Here is a 17061-nt window from a genome sequence, read left to right as displayed (position 1 = left end):
CCGCCTCATCCGGGCGGCGACCTCCTCCCCGCCGCCCGGCTCTTTCTTCCGGCCTCCCGCAAAGGCAAACGACCATGAAGCTTCTCTCCGACAAGCTCTTGAGCCAGATACCGAACGGCCGGGGGGAAGCCCTCGCCCGTGAACTGCTGAAGATGCCGGCGGTAAACCATGCCTCGGCGATCGTTCAATCACCGCAGTGCGAGCGGTTCGTCTTCGATCAAGCGGCAACACAGATCCTGCGCTGCCGGGAGCAGATCATCAAATCCAGGCTCCGCGACATCGACCGCATTCCGACGCCTTGCGATCTCGCATGGGTCGAGATGAGCGGCCTCGGCGCGTGGCTGGTGCGAGGCCGAAGCGTCCATGGCTTTGCCGATGTTCCGGGCGCCGGTGCTCGATACATCGCGACGATGGACCTCGACGAATGGCCCGGCGAAATGAGGGTTATCTCCTCGACTTACATCCAGACCCTCGCCGCAGCCGGTTACACCAATTTGCACGACTGGGCCTTGTGGACGCACCAGGTGATCGGGGCACTGATGGCACTCGCCTCGCCCCATACCGCGACCACGCGGCGGATTGAGCCGGGGCCTGACGGCGGCAGCGCGCAGCGCGCGTTCATCCGCCGCCGCGCCCAGCGCGGCCAGCCGGTGTTTTCCTTCAATCAGGTGGAGATGATCATTCCGCGCGCCGCCATGCACAACGGCGTGCTGAAAACGGCGGAAAGCTTCGCCGGGATGCGGATGCACCAGGTCATCGGGCACTGGCGGCTGATCGACGGGGTGATCGCCCCGTACTGGGTCTGGATCGAAGGTCATCAGCGCGGCGACAGCGAGCGCGGCACCATCGTCAAGCAGCGCAATGTGCGACTGGCGAACGAGGCATCCCGCCGAGGGTTCCCCATGCCCCGCGCGCCCGGCGTCCCGGGTGAGCGCCGCCCGGCTCTTTCCCCGCCCAGCCTCAACCCGGAAACCTCGCGATGAAACTCACCATAGAACGCGCCCCCTTCCTCGCCGCGCTCGGCCGCGCCGACCGGGTCGTCGAGCGGCGCAACACCATCCCGATCCTGGCAAACCTCCGCCTCAAGGCGGAAGGCAGCCGGCTCATCATCACCGCCACGGATCTCGACATCGAGATCACCCAGAGCCTGTGGGAGGAGGCGGTGCAGGTGGCCACGCCGGGCGAGATCACCGCGCCCGCCCACACGCTGCACGACATCGTCAAGAAGCTGCCCGAGGGCGCGCAGATCCAGCTTGAAGTCACCGGCGACCGCAGCACCCTCACGGTGCGCGCCGGCCGCTCGCGGTTCTCGCTGCAGACCCTGCCGGTGACCGACTTCCCGGACCTCACCGCCGCGCCCGAGGGCGTGAAGCTGGCCTTGCCCGGCAAGGCCTTTGCCGAGGCGCTGGGCCGGGTGGAATTCGCCATCTCCACCGAGGAAACCCGCTATTACCTCAACGGCATTTTCATCCACCGGGCCGCGCTGCCCGAGGGTGATCCCCGGCTGACGCTGGTGGCGACGGATGGGCACCGCCTCTCGCTGGTGCGCCTGCCGGGCGAAGGCGCCCCGATCCCCGAGGACATGCCGGGCGTGATCCTGCCGCGCAAGGCGGTTGGCGAGGTGAAGCGGCTGGCGGAGGAGGCGGGTGCGAACCCGCTGCACATTGAGGTGTCCACCACCAAGCTCGCGGCCGAACATGGCGGCGTGCGCGTCGTCACCAAGCTGATCGACGGCACCTTCCCGGATTATGGCCGCGTCATCCCCTTCGGCAACGCCCGGCTTGCCACTGTCGCGCGCGCGGAACTCGCCGCCGCCGCCGATCGCGTCGGCACCCTGTCGAGCGATCGCGGCAAGGCCGTGAAGTTCATCTTCGCCACCGGCGGCCTGGTGCTGGAGGCCACCAACCCCGAATCCGGCTCGGCGCGCGACGAGATCGACTGCGCCTTCACCGATGACGAAATCAGCATCGGCTTCAACGGCCGCTATGTCGGCGACGTGCTGAAGGCCGACGACGCCCCGCAGGTCGAGATCGCGCTGAACGATCCCGGCAGCCCCACCATCTTCCGCCGCCCCGGCTCCACCGACGCGCTCTGCGTCCTCATGCCGATGAGGGTTTGACCCATGCCGCGCACACAGATCGAACCCGACATGCTGCCGAAGGAGCGCACGCTCATCGAGTCATGGCGGGTGGTGGCAGCCCAGCCCGGGCTCAGGCCGCTTTCGTGCCGCCTCTATCGCGACATCTTCGGCTCGACGCTCGCGGAGGCGGCAGAGGCGCACGAGGCGCGCCAGGGCGAGCCGGACATGATCAGCCGCGCGGCGGCCGATGTGCTGGCCGAGCGCCGGCGGCAGATCGAAGTTGAAAACCGCCCACCCCCGCATGATGACCAGTACATCAGCGGCGAGTTGGCTCTCGCCGCCGCCTGCTATGCGACGCCGGAACTCTTTCGCGACATTCTGCCGGCCGAACGGGGAGCGTTCACCTTTGTTCCGCCGCGCCCGAGGCTCTGGCCGTGGGCTGCGCAGTGGTGGAAACCGAAGGACAACCGCCGCGATCTCGTGCGGGCGGGCGCCCTCATCATCGCCGAGATCGAGCGGCTCGACCGCGCCGCCGCCAAGCCGGAGGGCGCGGCATGACCCAGACCTGCAACAGCTGCGTCTGGTGGCACCCGAACGATGCCGCGCGCGAGCAGGGCGCCTGCCGCCGCCGCGAGCCGCGCCTCGTGCTCTCCCGCCAGTCCGATGCCCGCAGCGCCGTCTGGCCGCCCGTCGCGGCCGATGCCTGGTGCGGCGAGTACCGCCACAACACCCACACCCCGCAGCCGGAGGGCCGCGCCGATGTATGACACCGAACGCCTGTGCTGGGCCGCCTTCGTTGCCGACGAGAGAATGCCCACCGGGCTCGGCACGCCCGACAAATGGATTGCCGGGCGCTGCGAGGCCGGGTGGATCATCGGCCCCAAGGGCCGGCAGGAGCGCGTCGATTATGGTTGCATGATCGTGCAGCCCGGCGCCGACGTGCTGTTCATGTGGCACGAGCCGCGCGGCGCGCGCGACATCATCATCAACGGCGACGGCACCTTCCGCCTTGTCGGCTTCGATCCCGGCGACTGGACGGGCGTCTACGATGCGGGCGCCCATGAGAACATTGCCGACACGCTGGAGGACTTCGCGCGCGGCTGCGTCGATCTCTATGACATCGCGTTGGATGACGAGCTCGCCGTCGAGGTCCGGTTCAGCAAATGGACCGAGGAACGCTACCGGCTCGAGGTGACGGGCGACAAGCCACGCTTCGTCCCCGTGCAGCCCGAGCCCGCCCTCGCCAGCGCCGCGCCGGAGGGCTCGGCATGAGCAACAGCTACACCTTCTGGGGCTTCCTGCTCGGCGCCGTCTTCATGCTGCCCTTCGTCATCCTCGCCTACACCAAGGGCCGGGCCGATGCCGGGCCGGAGTGGGATGACGAAGACCTCTCATCCGCCTGCAAGCCGAGCAGGAGACCCGCTGGCGCGCCACGCCCGAGCACCTGCGCCCGCACCGGCCGAAAGGGCCGCCCCGCCATGAAAGCGGCTGACCTTGCCCATTGGCGCCTGCGCTGGGGCCTCACCCAGGAAGAACTCGCCGCGCGCATGGGCCTCGGCCGCCGCGCCTTCATCGAGCTCGAAATGGGGCGCCGCCCCATCCGCCGCACCCACGTCCTGGCCCTCGAAAGGATCAGCCTCGACGTGAGCATCATCCGCAACGACGCCGGCCTGCTGATGCCGACCATCAAGCACGCCGTGAACCACGCCGCCCCGGAGCCGGCGCCGAAGGAGAGGGGGCGCGACCATGGATAAGGCCACGCTCCTCCATTTCCGCGACAGCGTCGCCGCCGGCGGCTACATCGGCGGCGCGGACAATGCCGCCATCGCCGCCTTCGGTGAGCACGCCATGCTGGCTCAGAACGCCACGCTTGGCCGAGAAGGGGTCGATGCCGCTGTCGCGTTCAAGGAAGCACTCTTGCCGGGCTGGTACTGGCGCTGTGGCCGTACCACCCTCTTTGACGGCTGGGCCTTCATCAATCGGCTTGATCCCAATCACTGCGATCGGCTGGACGAAGCCAGTGGGCAGGCCCCGACGCCTGGCAAGGCGCTTGTCGTCGCGGTGCTGAACGCCCTCATCGCCTTGGCGGAGGGCCGCCTAACAGCCCAGCCGACAAGCTTCGCGATGCCCGCGCAGGCCCTGAACCTTCATGACTGCCATGCCCAGGAGAAGGCCGCGGCATCGCGGGCCACGGAGGGCCGCACCGATGGCTGACCGCTCCGGCATCGAATGGACCGACGCGACGTGGAATCCCATCGTCGGCTGCAGCCTGGTCTCGCCCGGCTGCACCAACTGCTACGCCATGAAGATGGCGGCGCGGATCGAGGCCATGCAGCCCGGTTCGCACTATGCCGGGACGACGCAGCCCGGCAAGGCGGGCGCCGTGTGGAGCGGCAAGGTCGCGCTGGCGCCCGAGCACATCCTCACCCAGCCGCTCCGCTGGCGCCGCCCGCGCCGGATCTTCGTCAACTCCATGGGCGACCTGCTCCATGAGGACGTGCCCGACGCGTGGATCGACCGCGTCTTCGCCATCATGGCCCTCTCCCCGCAGCACACCTATCAGGTGCTGACCAAGCGCAGCACCCGGATGCGGGAGTATTTTGCCGAGACGTGGCAGCCCGCTCTTGCGCGGTCGATCCAGTTGGGTGGCGGCAAGACCATCGACATCCCCGCCGAAAAGCGGCCAAGCGACCGCTGGGACCGGATCAATCTGGCCATCGACGACGTGACCATGAACCCCTTCTTCGATCACGAGCGGTTCTGGACTCCAGAGGGCTCACTGATCGGCCGCCCGGCATGGCCGCGCCGGCCGCTCCCGAATGTCTGGCTCGGCGTCTCGACCGAGGATCAGCGCCGCGCCGATGAGCGCGTGCCGGATCTGCTCGCCACCCCCGCCGCCATCCGCTTCGTCTCCGCCGAGCCGCTGCTGGGGCCGCTGAAGCTGTTCTCTCTGCGGGAGGTTCGCGGTGCCCGCGGCACGATAACGGACTGGCATGATTCCCTGCGCGGCTTCCAGTTCGGCCCCACAGGGGCGGAGACGGCTCGCATCGATCTCGTCATCGCCGGCGGCGAGAGCGGCCCGAACGCCCGGCCGATGCACCCCGATTGGGCGCGGTCCCTCCGCGACCAGTGCGCTACCGCCGGCGTCCCGTTCTTCTTCAAGCAGTGGGGTGAACACGTCACGGCCAAAGGAGCGACGGGGGACGTCCCGATCAGCCATGTATTCGAGGATGGATATCAGATGATCCGCGTCGGCAAAGCCCGCGCCGGACGGCTGCTCGATGGCGTCGAGCACAACGCCCTGCCGGAGGTGCGGTCATGACTGCCCTCGGGGGAGTGCTGACCATCGTCGTCATCTGGGCGATGTGGGCCCCGCGCGAGGTCGGCGATTTCATCGCCAAGGTGGTCGATGGCTATGAGATCACCCGCGCCACCCTGCTCGCGAAGCGGGAGCCGAAGCCATGACGCGGATCCCCCATTTCCAGCCGGCACTCGCCGGCCCCTCCGATGCCGAGGTGGAAGCCGCCCGCGCCGTGATAGCGGCACGTGAGGCCGCCCTTGAGCAGCAGGCGCGCGACACGCTGGTGCAATGCACCAGCCAGATCGCCACCGGCAAAGGCTGCGGCGGCTTCAGCCGTATTGGCGACCTGACCTTCATCCAGACGCACTTCTACATCGAGCCTCACGGCTGCACCGGCGGGGACTATTGGCGCCAGGGCGAGGGGCGGTTCATCTGCCCGCACTGCGGCCACGTGAACCGCCTCTACGACAGCCCCGAGGTGACCAAGCTCAAGCCGGCCTTCAAGGCCGTCGAGGATCGCCATGACGATTGAAACGCCGCGCCAGCGCCTCACCCACGCCAATGCCCTGATCGCCGCCATCTCCCGCCATGGCCGACGGTTCTTTCACGACACTCGGAGCGGGCGCATCGCGCGGTTCGAGATCGATCTCGCGGGCCGCCTGTGGCTTCGGGATGAATACACGAACCGCCGCGTCTACGTGGCCTATCGTGGCCATTGGCGGCACTTCAGCAACGGAGGCACGCTGCGGCGGCTGATCGAGTGCATCGCCGCGTTCATCCGCTCGGGCCGGCCCGTGCCCGCCTCGGTCTTCGGCCCTTGGCCCACATGGATCTGCGACGGCGACCTGTGGGGTTACGGCAAGCCGGCCATGGATGCGCTGCGCGCCGAGATCGCCGATTCCCCCTGCCTTGCTCGCCGGAGGGAGGCCCAGTCATGACCACCTGCGGATGGCGCGCGCTCTCGATCATCCAGCCTTGGACTTGGTGCATCGCCCACGGCTTCAAGCCGGTGGAGAATCGCAGTTGGCAGCCGGGCAATCCCGGCCTGCGCTTCCGGGGCGATGTGCTCCTGCACGCCGGCCAGAAGTTCGACCGCGACGGCTATGACTGGATCGCCGAGACCTTCCCCGGCATCCCGCTGCCGCAGCCGCACGAGTTCGAGCGGGGCGGCATCGTCGGCCGCGCGCGCATCGTCGATGTCGTCCGCGAGATGGAATCGCCGTGGTTCTTCGGCCCGATCGGCCTCGTCATGGCGGAGGCGGCGCCGGTGCCCTTCCAGCCGTGCAAGGGCGCTCTCGGCTTCTTCAACCCCGGCGAGGCCGCCCGGCCGTTCGCCAATCCGATTCCCGAACACCTCAGCCAAGGGAGGCTGCTGTGACCGCACCCGGTGAACGTTTTCCGGGCTTCGCTCGCGCGACCCTGCTGATCGCACTCGACAATGGCGGCATCAATCGCGGGCGCTCCGAGGCGCAGATGAAGCGCGAGCTCCGCGACTGGATGGCAAAACAGCCCGCTGAGATTCTTCCGCCGATCGACGCATGGTTGTCGGGCCTGCACCCGCGCGACCTTGAAACCGTCTGCTGCGGGGAGGCCAGCGAGGCCGCCGCGCTCTTGGCGACCGCGCCGCCGTTCACCGATCAGATGCTCAACAGCTATTTCGACGAGGTGTGCTGATGACCGTCTTCGTTGATCCCGCCGTCTGGCCGTTCGGACGCATGCTGATGTGCCATATGTGGGCGGACACGCTCGACGAACTGTTCGCCATGGCCGACCGGATCGGGGTGCAGCGGAAGTGGTTGCAAGGTCACCCCACACTCTCGCTGCCGCAGTTTCGCAAGGCGTCGTGGGTGCATTTTGACATTGCCAAGGTCAAGCGGGCGCAGGCTGTCGCGGCCGGTGCCATCGAGACCGACCGATGGGGCCCGCTGGAATGGGAGGCCCGCCGGCAGATCGCGAGCGGTGACCCCGCGCTGGCGCTCATCGGCGCGGCGAGGCTCGCCCGCATCGACACGTCCCGCGCCAAACAGGCCGAAGCGGCCGAACAAGGGAGCCTCATCTGATGGCCCGGCGCATCAAATCGGCGGCCATTCTCGCCGCCCTCCTGCTCGCCACGCCGGCGGCGGCGGATATCTATGTGCTCGACGGGGACACCATCATCGTCGACCGCGAGCATATCCGCCTCACCGGCTTCAACACGCCGGAAACGCGGGATGCGCAGTGCGAGGGCGAGCGGGCGCTCGGCTACCGCGCCAAGGCCCGCCTGCACGATCTGCTCACCATGGCCTGCGGCCCGCTGGCGCGCGCGCCGGCCGCCTGCCTCACGCTGGAGCGCCTGCCGGCGCCCGATCGCTACGGCCGCTCGCTCGCCCGTCTCACGGTGCAGGGCCGGGACGTGGCGGCCATCCTCATCAGCGAGGGGCTGGCCGAGCCCTATGACTGCGCCGGCGGCCACTGCCCCCGCCGGCGCAACTGGTGCGGGGAGGGGCCATGACGCCGCTGCTCACCCCCAAGGAAGCCGCCGAGGCGCTCCGCATCTCGGTGAAAACGCTGTTCGATCATGTCGAGCAGGGGCGCCTGCGTTACATCCGCGTCGGTGCGGGCTTGAAGAGGCCCCGCCGAATGTTCTCCAATGACGATCTCGACGAGTTCATCGAGCGCCAGCGCCGACAGGATGCCCCATGTCGCTCTACCAACCGAAAGGGTCCCCGTTCTACCACTACGACTTCCAGGTCCGTGGTCGTCGCTTTCACGGATCAACCAAGGCCAAAACACTCAAGGCCGCGAAGCTTGTAGAGGCCGCCGAGCGGGAGAAGGCGAAGCAGATCGTCCGCGAATCGGAGCGGCTGCGCACCGGCCCGCTCACCATGCTCGCCGCCACCAGCCGCTATTGGGAGGAGGTCGGCAAGCACCACGCCGGCGCCGCCACCACATGGACCAATCTCCAGCGGCTGTTCACCTATTTCGGCGCCGAGACCCGCCTTGCCGATATCGACGATGACGCCGTCGCCCACATGGTGGCGTGGCGGCGCGGGCATCGCGCATGGGCGGGGGACGAGGCGCCCTTCATTTCGCCCGCCACCGTGAACCGCTCCACCACCGAGGTGCTGAAGAAGCTGTTCAACCGGGCCAAGCGCGCCTGGGGCGCCGAACTGCCGCGCGAGCCGAACTGGAAGATCCACATGCTGCGCGAGCCAACCGAGCGCACGCGCGAGCTGCGCCCGGCCGAGGAGACGCGCCTCGATGCCGAGATGCGCGATGACCTCGAGCCCTTCTTCGCCTTCGCCCGCGCCAGTGGCCTGCGCCTCTCCGAGTGCTTCATCCGGTGGGAGGAGGTGGATTGGGAGGCCGGCGTCATCCAGACCATCGGCAAAGGCAGCCTGCCGGTGCGCACCATCATCACCGCCGAGATCCGCACCCTCCTCTGGCCGCTGCGCGGGCACCACCCGCACCAGGTGTTCACGTACATCGTGCAGCGCACCGTGCGCTCCAAGGGGCTGGTGAAGGGCGAGCGCCTGCCGCTGACCTATGACGGGCTGAAGAGCTACTGGCGCCGGATGAAGAAGCGCGCGGGCATGGCCGATTTCCGATTCCACGACTTCCGCCACGACCTCGGCACCAAGCTGCTGCGCCAGACCGGCAACCTGAAGCTCGTGCAGAAGGCCCTCAACCACCGGGACATCAAGACCACCGTGCGCTACGCCCATGTGCTCGACGAGGATCTGCGCGAGGGGCTTGAGAAGCTCTCAAAGTCCCGAAATAAATCCCGAACTGGAAAGCGGAAGCTGAAAGCCGTATAGATCGCAACGCGCTACGGCGACCGCCTCTCGACCTGGGGGACTAGGGGTCGTGGGTTCGAATCCCGCCGCTCCGACCATTAGGCCGCAGGCATATCCCGAAGACGACAGTCTCATTGAGCCGCACCCGGTGTCGCCGGGCCACACGGCCTAGGGACGGGTCTGGCCGCTGGTCCCGAGCAGGGAATCGAACCACGGTTTCTGCGCCAGCAGGGCATAGACATAGATGCCCCGATGATCGGCCTCGTCGCCGGCGTCGAGCGCCTCGAAGCGCGCGCCGCCTGTGATTGAGGCGGCGAGGGCCGGCAGCTTGGCGAGATCGGGCGGGGTCACCTCGTCCTTGCCGCCATACCAGCTGCGCACCGGCGTCTTGCGGCGCCAACGATACACTTCCGACGCGTCCAGCAGAGTCCAGTACGCGCCCTGACCTGCGGCGATGGTGTCACGGAACTCCTGCCGGATGAAGTCGGCGAGCGTGGACGGGGTCCGCTTGGCGAAGTCCCAATAATCGATATCGCCGGCGTAGAAGGCACGCGCCACCTCCAGATAGGCCGGCTCGATGGCGACGGCGTCGATCCCCGGCATCTGGTTGTAATAGGCTTTGGCCTCGATCTGCATGGCAACCGCGGCCGGCAGATAAGACGCGTCCACCGGCTGGGGATTGTTGAGCCAGCGATTGATCAGCAGCGAGATGTCCATTGGTCCGCTCGCCACACCGGCGGCAGCCACCGGCTCGCCGAGCGATTCCAGCTTCTGCAGCAACGCCATGGTGGCCCAGCCGCCCTGCGACCAGCCGGAGAGAAACAGCGGGCCAGGGGTGATGCCAAGCGCCGCGAGTACCTGCCGCGCCGCCCGCAGCATGTCATAGGTCGCCTGCTGCGTGCTGGCCTTGACCAGATAGCTGTCCGGCAGATCGGAGCTGCCGCGGCCGAAATAATCGGCGCCGATCACCACATAGCCCTGCGCGGCGAAAGCCAGCAGGGCGAGCCGCGTCTCTGTCGAGTTCTCCGGCTGGGAGGGCACATAGGAACGGTCGAACACCGTGCCATGCTGATAGCTGACCATCGGCAGCTCAGCGCCCGCCCCATCGGGCACCGCCACAAGGCCCGATGCCATGACGGGTCGATTGCCAAGCTCGGGAATGACGCTCGGATAGGTGACGCGGTACAGCGTCACGCCGAATCGGGCGGCCGGAAAGCGGCCCACATAGCCGCCGGGCTGCGTGGTGATGCTCATGAAGTCGCGCAGTTCGTCCTCGCCGATCGTCGTGAAGCGCGCAGCGTCATAGCTGCCGATCCGTTCCACGCGGACATCGCCGATGACCGCGCCACCCGCGCGTGGTGAGCCGCCCGGCACCTGCGCGGCGGCCGGCGTCAGCCCCATCGCCGCGATCAGCCCCGCGCCAGCGCCCAGTAGTGAACGACGGGAGACAAGCCCTTCAACCATCACGCGATCCTCATCGGCAGCATCGCCGATGACGGTATCAGGCGGGGAGGGGTGCGCCATCCGTAGGCCCACCGACAATCCTCGTGCGGCCTTTAACACGGTGGAAACCACAATGGTCGCCTAATGCGGCCATGGTGAACGAGCCGGACATGGCAGGTGCGGGAGTTGCGGTGGCGGAGGCCTATGGCCCCTTCCTGCCGCTGCCTATTGCCGCGTCGATCGCGCCCGGATCGGAAGCCTCGGATCAATCACCGGTGACCGCCGTCCCAACGCGCGGTACGGCATTTCGCGCCTTCGCCCGCCGCCACCTGCTGGTGCCGAGCCTTGCCGCCCTGCTGGTCGGCGGGTTGGCTGGCGTGCTGGCCCAACCGCGCTATGCGGCCGAGGCGCGCCTGCTGCCGGAGGCCCGCGGCATGGCGGCACCGACCACGCGGGCGCAAATCATCGCCTCGCGCGAATTCGCCCGGCAGGTCATTGAGGACACACGGCTCACCGAGCGTCTCACCGATCGCCGCCTCTCGCTGTCCGACCGGCTGAACGCGCTGCTCGGCGCGCCGGCCAGCGCCTCCACCGGCGATACCGCCGCGCTGCGTTCCATCGAGGGCGGGCTCACGGTGAAGGACCGGGCGGACGGGCAGACCGTCATCCGCTTCGTTGCCGCCAGCCCGACGCTCGCCGCCGATGTCGCCAATGCTTTCGCCGACAGCTATCTCCGGCTGCGCCAGACGCGCGGCGCCTTCAACATGGAAGCGGGCGGGCCCATTGCCATGCCGGCGCGGCTCGCTTCCCGGGCGCAGGCCCCGGCCGAGCCCCTCGCGCCGGCGCCCGCTTTGGCCGCCGGCGGGGCCGCGCTCGGCGCCTTCGGCGTCGCGCTCGGCTTGCAATTCTTCCGCCGCCGACGCCGGAGTGCGCCCGTTCCACCTGCGGCTGTCGCGCCCGCGCTTCCTGAACTCGCTCGTGAGGGCGCGGCGCAGCATCTGCCGTGGATCGGCGCGGAAAGCGCCGATGATTTCGCCGGGGAAGGCGAGCCGCGCCCGCGCCGCCATCTGTCCCGTGATGGCGAACTGGCCGATCTTGCCCGCTTGATCGAATTGCGCGGCGCCGCGGCACGGCTTGTGGTGGTGACGGGGCCCTCGCCCGATGACGGCATCGCCCGCTGCGCGCTGGCGCTGGCGCGCGCCCTTGCCTCGCCCGAGCGGCGCACCGTGATCGTCTGCCTCGATGTCATGGCGCCGGCGCTGGCCGAACTGACCACCGACCCGCGCGCGCCGGGGCTGACCGACCTGCTGTTCGGCGTGGCGAGCTTCTCCGACGCCATCCATCGCGAGGCGGCTTCACGCTGCCATGTGATTCCGCCCGGACGCGGTGCCTGCGAGGCGAGCGGGCTGGTGGGTGCCGACCGGCTGACGCTGATCCTCAGCGCGCTGATGCAGACTTATGACCATGTGGTGGTGGCGGCGCCCCCCTTCGCCGAGGCGGAAGGCACGGCGCGCGTCGCGGCGCTCAAGCCGACGCTGATCCTCGTCACCCAGCCCGGCGGTGCCGCGACCGACGCGGTGCAGGCCTTCGACTATCTCGCCGAGCAGGGATTCGGCGACATCGCCATGGTGACCTTCACCGAGGTCGCCCCGCCCAGGCCGCTGCCACAGGCCGCCTGACCCGGCGTCCGCTCAAGCTCTTGTGATCGGGTGGATCAGAGCGTTTCCGGCCGGCGGTCGAAGCGCATCATCCAGCGGATGATCCAGCCGGCGGGAAATACCCAGCCGATTCCGAGAAACACATACGCGAAAAACTGCGCATAGCCGGGCAGGGTGGTCACGCGGCCCTGCGCCAGCGCCATGGCGGCCAGCGCCCAGATGATGACCAGCAGCAGCAGCGCCACCGTGCCGATGAATTTGCGCAGGCGCGGGGGCAGGCCCCGTGGGTCGCTCATCGGCTGCTGGCTCATCGCACCGTCCTGTTCGCGTCGGATCACTGGCCGGCGCGAGACAAAGAGTCCGGTTGCGCGCTGCCCGACGCCTCTATATCGCTCGCCGGGCCGGGGAGGAAGCCGCCCGGCCGACGGTGGCCAGCGGGGCTGATGGCCACCCTTGCCAGGAGCGCAGCATGGCCCTTGACCAGACCTTTCCCGCCACCGCCCCGCGCGCCGCAACCGGGGCCGCCGATCGCCTGCGCCCCGTGCGCCTGTGGCTCTATGCCGTGGCGGCGCTGATCGTGCTGATGGTCGTCGTCGGCGGCGCGACGCGTCTGACCGAATCCGGCCTCTCCATCACCGAGTGGAAGCCGGTGACCGGCACGCTTCCGCCGCTCTCCGATGCGCAGTGGCAGGCCGAGTTCGAGAAGTACCGGCAGATCCCGCAATATGTGCAGATCAACCGGGGCATGAGCCTCGACGAGTTCAAATACATTTTCTGGTGGGAATGGGGTCACCGGCTGCTCGGTCGCATCATCGGCTTCGTCTTCCTGCTACCTTTCCTGTTCTTCCTCTGGCGCGGGCTGATCGACCGGCCGCTGGGCTGGAAGCTCGGCGGGCTGTTCGTGCTCGGCGGGCTGCAGGGGGCGGTCGGCTGGTGGATGGTTGCCTCGGGGCTGGTGAACCGGGTGGATGTGAGCCAGTACCGGCTCGCCACTCACCTGACGCTGGCCTGCATCATCCTCGCCGCCACCGTGGCGGTCGCTGCGTCGCTGAAGCCCGCCCACGCGCCGCAGGCGGTGCCGGCCTGGCTGCGCACCAACGCGCACATCCTGCTCGGCGTCGTGGTGCTGCAGATCTTCCTCGGCGGACTGGTTGCGGGGCTCGATGCGGGCCTGACCTACACGACCTGGCCGCTGATGGATGGCCATCTCGTGCCGCCCATGGCCAATCTCTTCGTGCAGCAGCCGGCGTGGCGGAACCTGTTCGAGAACGTGCTGACCGTGCAGTTCAACCACCGGCTCGTCGCCTATGTGCTGCTGGCGCTCGCCCTCGGCCATTACCTCGCCGCGCGCCGGGCGGGCGGTGCGGCGCGCCAGCGGGCGCTGCTGATCTTCGGGCTGGTCGCCTGCCAGGCGATGCTCGGCATCCTCACGCTGATCCACCAGGTGCCGATCGACATCGCGCTCACCCACCAGTTCGGCGCGACCATCGTGCTGATCGCCGCGACGGTGCATCTGGTGCGGTTGCGGGAGGGGACTGTTGTGGCGACGGCGCGCTAGGGCGGGTTCCAGCCGCGGCTTGCCGACGGCGTGGCGCGAGCCGTCGCGCTGCGTTGGCCGTGGTGCTCGTTTCACGTCGTGGATCCCCGGGCCAAGCCCGGGGACGACGGTGTCTTTGGGATGACGGGTGGTCTACGCCGGTGACACGGCCCATGACATGAAGCCACCATAGCGACGTCATGGTCGGGCGTGGCCCGACCATCCACGCCTTTGACGCAGGTGTTCGGCCGAGCCTCCGACCACGTGGCACGAAGGAGGGTGGCGGCGCGACGCCGCCCCCGCTCTTCCGGCCTACTCTGCCGCGCTACGCGATTTGAGCGGGCGGCGGGCCAGCACCTCGGCGAGGAAGCGGCCGGTGTGGCTGCGCTCCGTTTTGGCGATCACCTCCGGCGGCCCGGCTGCGACGATCTCGCCGCCGCCATCGCCGCCCTCCGGGCCGAGGTCGAGCACCCAGTCGGCGGTCTTGATGACCTCGAGATTGTGCTCGATCACCACCACCGTATTGCCCTGCTCGACCAGCTCGTGGAGCACTTCCAAGAGCTTGGCCACATCGTGGAAGTGCAGGCCGGTGGTCGGCTCGTCGAGAATATAGAGCGTGCGCCCGGTCGCCCGGCGCGACAGCTCCTTGGAGAGCTTGACGCGCTGCGCCTCGCCGCCGGACAGCGTGTTCGCCTGCTGGCCGACCTTGATATAGTCGAGGCCGACGCGGGACAGCGTCTCCAGCTTCTCGCGCACCGCCGGCACCGCCTTGAAGAATTCGGCGCCTTCCTCGACCGTCATATCAAGAACATCGGCTATCGACTTGTTCTTGAAGGTGACTTCGAGCGTCTCACGGTTGTAGCGCTTGCCCTTGCAGACGTCGCAGGTGACGTAGACATCGGGGAGGAAGTGCATCTCGATCTTGATGACACCATCGCCCTGGCAGGCCTCGCAGCGCCCGCCCTTCACGTTGAAGGAGAAACGGCCGGGGCCATAGCCGCGCGCCTTCGCCTCCGGCAGGCCGGCGAACCATTCGCGGATCGGCGTGAAGGCGCCGGTATAGGTCGCGGGATTCGACCGCGGCGTCCGGCCGATCGGCGACTGGTCGATATCGATGACCTTATCGAGATGCTCCAGCCCTTCCAGCCCGTCATGCGCCAGCGGCGGCTCGGAGGCGCCATTGAGCCGGCGCGCGACCGCCTTGTAGAGCGTGTCCACCAGAAGGGTCGACTTGCCGCCGCCCGAGACGCCGGTGACGGCGGTGAACAGGCCGAGCGGGATCTCCGCCGTGACGTTCTTAAGGTTATTGGCGCGGGCATTGACCACGCGCAGCAGCCGCTTGCGGTCCGGCTTGCGGCGCTTGGGCACCGGCACGGTGAGCGCGCCGGTGAGGTATTTGCCGGTCAGCGAGTTCGGGTTGGCGAGGATTTCCGGCGGCGTGCCCTGCGCGACGATGCGCCCGCCATGCACGCCGGCGCCTGGCCCGACATCCACGACATAATCGGCGGCGAGGATGGCGTCCTCGTCATGCTCGACCACGATCACCGTGTTGCCGAGGTCGCGCAGCCGGCGCAGCGTGCCGAGCAGGCGTTCATTGTCGCGCTGGTGCAGACCGATGGAGGGCTCGTCCAGCACATAGAGCACGCCGGTCAGCCCCGAACCGATCTGCGAGGCGAGGCGGATGCGCTGGCTCTCGCCGCCCGACAGCGTGCCGGAGGCGCGCGCGAGGGTGAGATAATCCAGCCCGACATCGAGCAGGAAGGCGAGGCGCTCGCGAATCTCCTTGAGGATGCGGACGGCGATCTCGTTCTGCTTGTCGGAAAGCTGGCCGGGCAGGGTGCCAAACCACTCCAGCGCCGCGCGCACGGAAAGCTGCGCGGCGTTGCCGATATGGCTGCCGGCGATCTTCACCGCCAGCGCCTCGGGCTTCAGCCGGAAGCCATTGCAGGCGGCGCAGGGCACGGCGGAAAAATATTTGCCGATCTCCTCGCGCGCCCAGTCGCTCTCGGTCTCGCGCCAGCGGCGCTCGAGATTGGTGACGATGCCCTCGAAGGTCTTCGCGGTCTCATAGGCCCGCATGCCGTCATCATAGACGAAGCGGATCACCTCAGACCCGGAGCCGTGCAGAATGACCTGCTGGGCCTTCTCCGGCAGATCAGCCCATTTGGTGGTGAGCTTGAAGCCGTAATGGCGGGCGAGCGCGTCGAGCGTCTGGCCGTAATACGGCGACGAGGACTTCGCCCAGGGCGCGATGGCGCCTTGCTTCAGGCTGCGCGTGCGGTCCGGCACGATGAGTTCGGGGTCGATCTTGCTCTCATGGCCGAGGCCATCGCAGACCGGGCACGCGCCAAACGGGTTGTTGAAGGAAAAAAGCCGGGGCTCGATCTCGGGAATGGTGAAACCGGAGACCGGGCAGGCGAATTTCTCCGAGAAGATGATGCGCCGCGCCTCGCCGCCCTCGTCCTTCTCGTCGGCGAACTCGATCACCGCGATGCCGTCGGCAAGGCCGAGCGCGGTCTCGAAGGAATCAGCGAGGCGGCTGGCGATGTCCGGCCGCACGACCAGGCGGTCCACCACCACGTCGATGTCGTGCTTGAACTTCTTGTCGAGCGCCGGCGCCTCGGCGATCTCGTGAAACTGGCCGTCGATCTTGACGCGCTGGAAGCCCTTTTTCTGGAAGTCCGCCAGCTCCTTGCGGTATTCGCCCTTGCGCCCGCGCACCACGGGCGCGAGCAGATAGAGCCGGGTCTTTTCCGGCAAGGCGAGCACGCGGTCGACCATCTGGCTGACCGTCTGGCTCTCGATCGGCAGGCCGGTGGCCGGCGAATAGGGCACACCAACCCGCGCCCAGAGCAGGCGCATATAGTCATAGATCTCGGTGACGGTGCCGACCGTCGAGCGCGGATTCTTCGAGGTGGTCTTCTGCTCGATGGAGATGGCCGGGGAGAGGCCGTCGATCTGGTCGACGTCCGGCTTCTGCATCATTTCGAGAAACTGGCGGGCATAGGCCGACAGGCTCTCGACATAGCGGCGCTGGCCTTCGGCATAGATAGTGTCGAAAGCGAGCGACGACTTGCCCGAGCCGGACAGACCGGTGAACACCACCAGGCTGTCGCGCGGGATCTCCAGATCGACATTCTTGAGATTATGCTCGCGCGCCCCGCGAATGACGATCGAACGGGCGTCGCGGCGCGGAAGATCCACGCGATCCTTCATTCCGGTCTCTTTATCGACGGGCAGTGCCAAAACAGGTTCGCTGGGGCGGC

The 17061-nt window shown here is 68.2% G+C and carries 22 protein-coding genes; 19 read left to right on the top strand and 3 right to left on the bottom strand.

The features are described 5' to 3' along the window. The first annotated feature begins 74 nt into the window (after positions 1 to 74). From OU996_RS15385 to OU996_RS15310, 17 genes are read left to right on the top strand one after another with little or no spacing between them, the layout of a single operon-like run. Positions 75 to 983 (top strand): hypothetical protein, encoded by a 909-nt coding sequence (locus OU996_RS15385; RefSeq protein WP_267582487.1) that lies wholly within the window; start codon positions 75 to 77, stop codon positions 981 to 983. Beyond that, positions 980 to 2119, top strand: a complete 1140-nt coding sequence (gene dnaN / locus OU996_RS15380; RefSeq protein ID WP_267582486.1) for a DNA polymerase III subunit beta — start codon at positions 980 to 982, stop codon at positions 2117 to 2119. Before OU996_RS15385 ends, dnaN begins: the two co-directional genes overlap by 4 nt. A gap of 3 nt (positions 2120 to 2122) precedes the next feature. Continuing rightward, positions 2123 to 2638, top strand: coding sequence for a hypothetical protein (locus tag OU996_RS15375; RefSeq protein WP_267582485.1), 516 nt, complete (start codon positions 2123 to 2125; stop codon positions 2636 to 2638). Further along, positions 2635 to 2847, top strand: a complete 213-nt coding sequence (locus tag OU996_RS15370) for a hypothetical protein (RefSeq protein ID WP_267582484.1) — start codon at positions 2635 to 2637, stop codon at positions 2845 to 2847. Before OU996_RS15375 ends, OU996_RS15370 begins: the two co-directional genes overlap by 4 nt. Beyond that, complete coding sequence (locus OU996_RS15365; RefSeq protein WP_267582483.1) at positions 2840 to 3352, top strand: hypothetical protein; 513 nt, start codon at positions 2840 to 2842, stop codon at positions 3350 to 3352. Before OU996_RS15370 ends, OU996_RS15365 begins: the two co-directional genes overlap by 8 nt. Beyond that, positions 3349 to 3834 (top strand): helix-turn-helix domain-containing protein, encoded by a 486-nt coding sequence (locus OU996_RS15360; protein WP_267582482.1) that lies wholly within the window; start codon positions 3349 to 3351, stop codon positions 3832 to 3834. The genes OU996_RS15365 and OU996_RS15360 overlap by 4 nt, the downstream gene beginning before the upstream one ends. Next, the gene (locus OU996_RS15355) at positions 3827 to 4294 is read left to right on the top strand and encodes a hypothetical protein (protein ID WP_267582481.1); all 468 of its coding nucleotides are present in this window, start codon (positions 3827 to 3829) and stop codon (positions 4292 to 4294) included. Before OU996_RS15360 ends, OU996_RS15355 begins: the two co-directional genes overlap by 8 nt. Then, entirely contained in the window at positions 4287 to 5402 is a 1116-nt protein-coding gene (locus tag OU996_RS15350; RefSeq protein WP_267582480.1) for a phage Gp37/Gp68 family protein, read from the top strand. The genes OU996_RS15355 and OU996_RS15350 overlap by 8 nt, the downstream gene beginning before the upstream one ends. Then, complete coding sequence (locus tag OU996_RS15345) at positions 5399 to 5545, top strand: hypothetical protein (RefSeq protein ID WP_267582479.1); 147 nt, start codon at positions 5399 to 5401, stop codon at positions 5543 to 5545. Before OU996_RS15350 ends, OU996_RS15345 begins: the two co-directional genes overlap by 4 nt. After that, entirely contained in the window at positions 5542 to 5913 is a 372-nt protein-coding gene (locus OU996_RS15340) for a hypothetical protein (protein ID WP_267582478.1), read from the top strand. Before OU996_RS15345 ends, OU996_RS15340 begins: the two co-directional genes overlap by 4 nt. Beyond that, complete coding sequence (locus OU996_RS15335; protein WP_267582477.1) at positions 5903 to 6319, top strand: hypothetical protein; 417 nt, start codon at positions 5903 to 5905, stop codon at positions 6317 to 6319. Before OU996_RS15340 ends, OU996_RS15335 begins: the two co-directional genes overlap by 11 nt. Then, the gene (locus OU996_RS15330) at positions 6316 to 6759 is read left to right on the top strand and encodes a hypothetical protein (RefSeq protein WP_267582476.1); all 444 of its coding nucleotides are present in this window, start codon (positions 6316 to 6318) and stop codon (positions 6757 to 6759) included. The genes OU996_RS15335 and OU996_RS15330 overlap by 4 nt, the downstream gene beginning before the upstream one ends. Next, positions 6756 to 7055: a hypothetical protein gene (locus OU996_RS15325; RefSeq protein WP_267582475.1), complete on the top strand. Its 300-nt coding sequence runs from the start codon at positions 6756 to 6758 to the stop codon at positions 7053 to 7055. The genes OU996_RS15330 and OU996_RS15325 overlap by 4 nt, the downstream gene beginning before the upstream one ends. Continuing rightward, positions 7055 to 7441 (top strand): DUF4031 domain-containing protein, encoded by a 387-nt coding sequence (locus OU996_RS15320; RefSeq protein ID WP_267582474.1) that lies wholly within the window; start codon positions 7055 to 7057, stop codon positions 7439 to 7441. Before OU996_RS15325 ends, OU996_RS15320 begins: the two co-directional genes overlap by 1 nt. Further along, positions 7441 to 7872 carry a thermonuclease family protein gene (locus OU996_RS15315; RefSeq protein WP_267582473.1) on the top strand — a complete coding sequence of 144 codons (432 nt, stop codon included), beginning with the start codon at positions 7441 to 7443 and terminating at the stop codon, positions 7870 to 7872. The genes OU996_RS15320 and OU996_RS15315 overlap by 1 nt, the downstream gene beginning before the upstream one ends. Continuing rightward, a complete protein-coding gene (locus OU996_RS21465; protein WP_420712639.1) occupies positions 7869 to 8174 on the top strand; it encodes a helix-turn-helix domain-containing protein in 306 nt (101 codons plus the stop codon). The genes OU996_RS15315 and OU996_RS21465 overlap by 4 nt, the downstream gene beginning before the upstream one ends. Further along, positions 8060 to 9178 carry a tyrosine-type recombinase/integrase gene (locus tag OU996_RS15310; protein WP_267582472.1) on the top strand — a complete coding sequence of 373 codons (1119 nt, stop codon included), beginning with the start codon at positions 8060 to 8062 and terminating at the stop codon, positions 9176 to 9178. Before OU996_RS21465 ends, OU996_RS15310 begins: the two co-directional genes overlap by 115 nt. A 147-nt stretch (positions 9179 to 9325) precedes the next feature. Here OU996_RS15310 and OU996_RS15305 read toward each other — a convergent pair whose 3' ends face one another. Further along, a complete protein-coding gene (locus OU996_RS15305) occupies positions 9326 to 10621 on the bottom strand; it encodes an alpha/beta hydrolase (protein WP_267582471.1) in 1296 nt (431 codons plus the stop codon). A 149-nt stretch (positions 10622 to 10770) separates the two neighbouring features. On the opposite strand from OU996_RS15305, the gene OU996_RS15300 reads away from it, so the two are divergent. Then, positions 10771 to 12279, top strand: a complete 1509-nt coding sequence (locus tag OU996_RS15300) for a lipopolysaccharide biosynthesis protein (RefSeq protein ID WP_267582470.1) — start codon at positions 10771 to 10773, stop codon at positions 12277 to 12279. Between the two features lie 35 nt (positions 12280 to 12314). Here the strand turns inward: OU996_RS15300 and OU996_RS15295 are convergent, their stop codons facing one another. Beyond that, entirely contained in the window at positions 12315 to 12569 is a 255-nt protein-coding gene (locus OU996_RS15295; RefSeq protein ID WP_267582469.1) for a DUF2842 domain-containing protein, read from the bottom strand. Positions 12570 to 12727: 158 nt separating this feature from the next. Between OU996_RS15295 and OU996_RS15290 the strand changes: the two genes are divergently transcribed. Beyond that, complete coding sequence (locus tag OU996_RS15290) at positions 12728 to 13816, top strand: COX15/CtaA family protein (RefSeq protein WP_267582468.1); 1089 nt, start codon at positions 12728 to 12730, stop codon at positions 13814 to 13816. Between the two features lie 291 nt (positions 13817 to 14107). On the opposite strand, the gene uvrA is transcribed toward OU996_RS15290, so the two are convergent. Then, on the bottom strand, positions 14108 to 17011 hold the full coding sequence (uvrA, locus tag OU996_RS15285; RefSeq protein WP_267582467.1) for an excinuclease ABC subunit UvrA: 2904 nt from the start codon (positions 17009 to 17011) through the stop codon (positions 14108 to 14110). Between the last annotated feature and the right edge of the window lie 50 nt (positions 17012 to 17061).

The sequence above is a fragment of the Ancylobacter sp. SL191 genome, assembly GCF_026625645.1.
GTDB lineage: Bacteria > Pseudomonadota > Alphaproteobacteria > Rhizobiales > Xanthobacteraceae > Ancylobacter.
The sequence above is the reverse complement of the archived record's forward strand: the minus strand, read 5'-3'. Positions and strand labels throughout refer to the sequence as shown.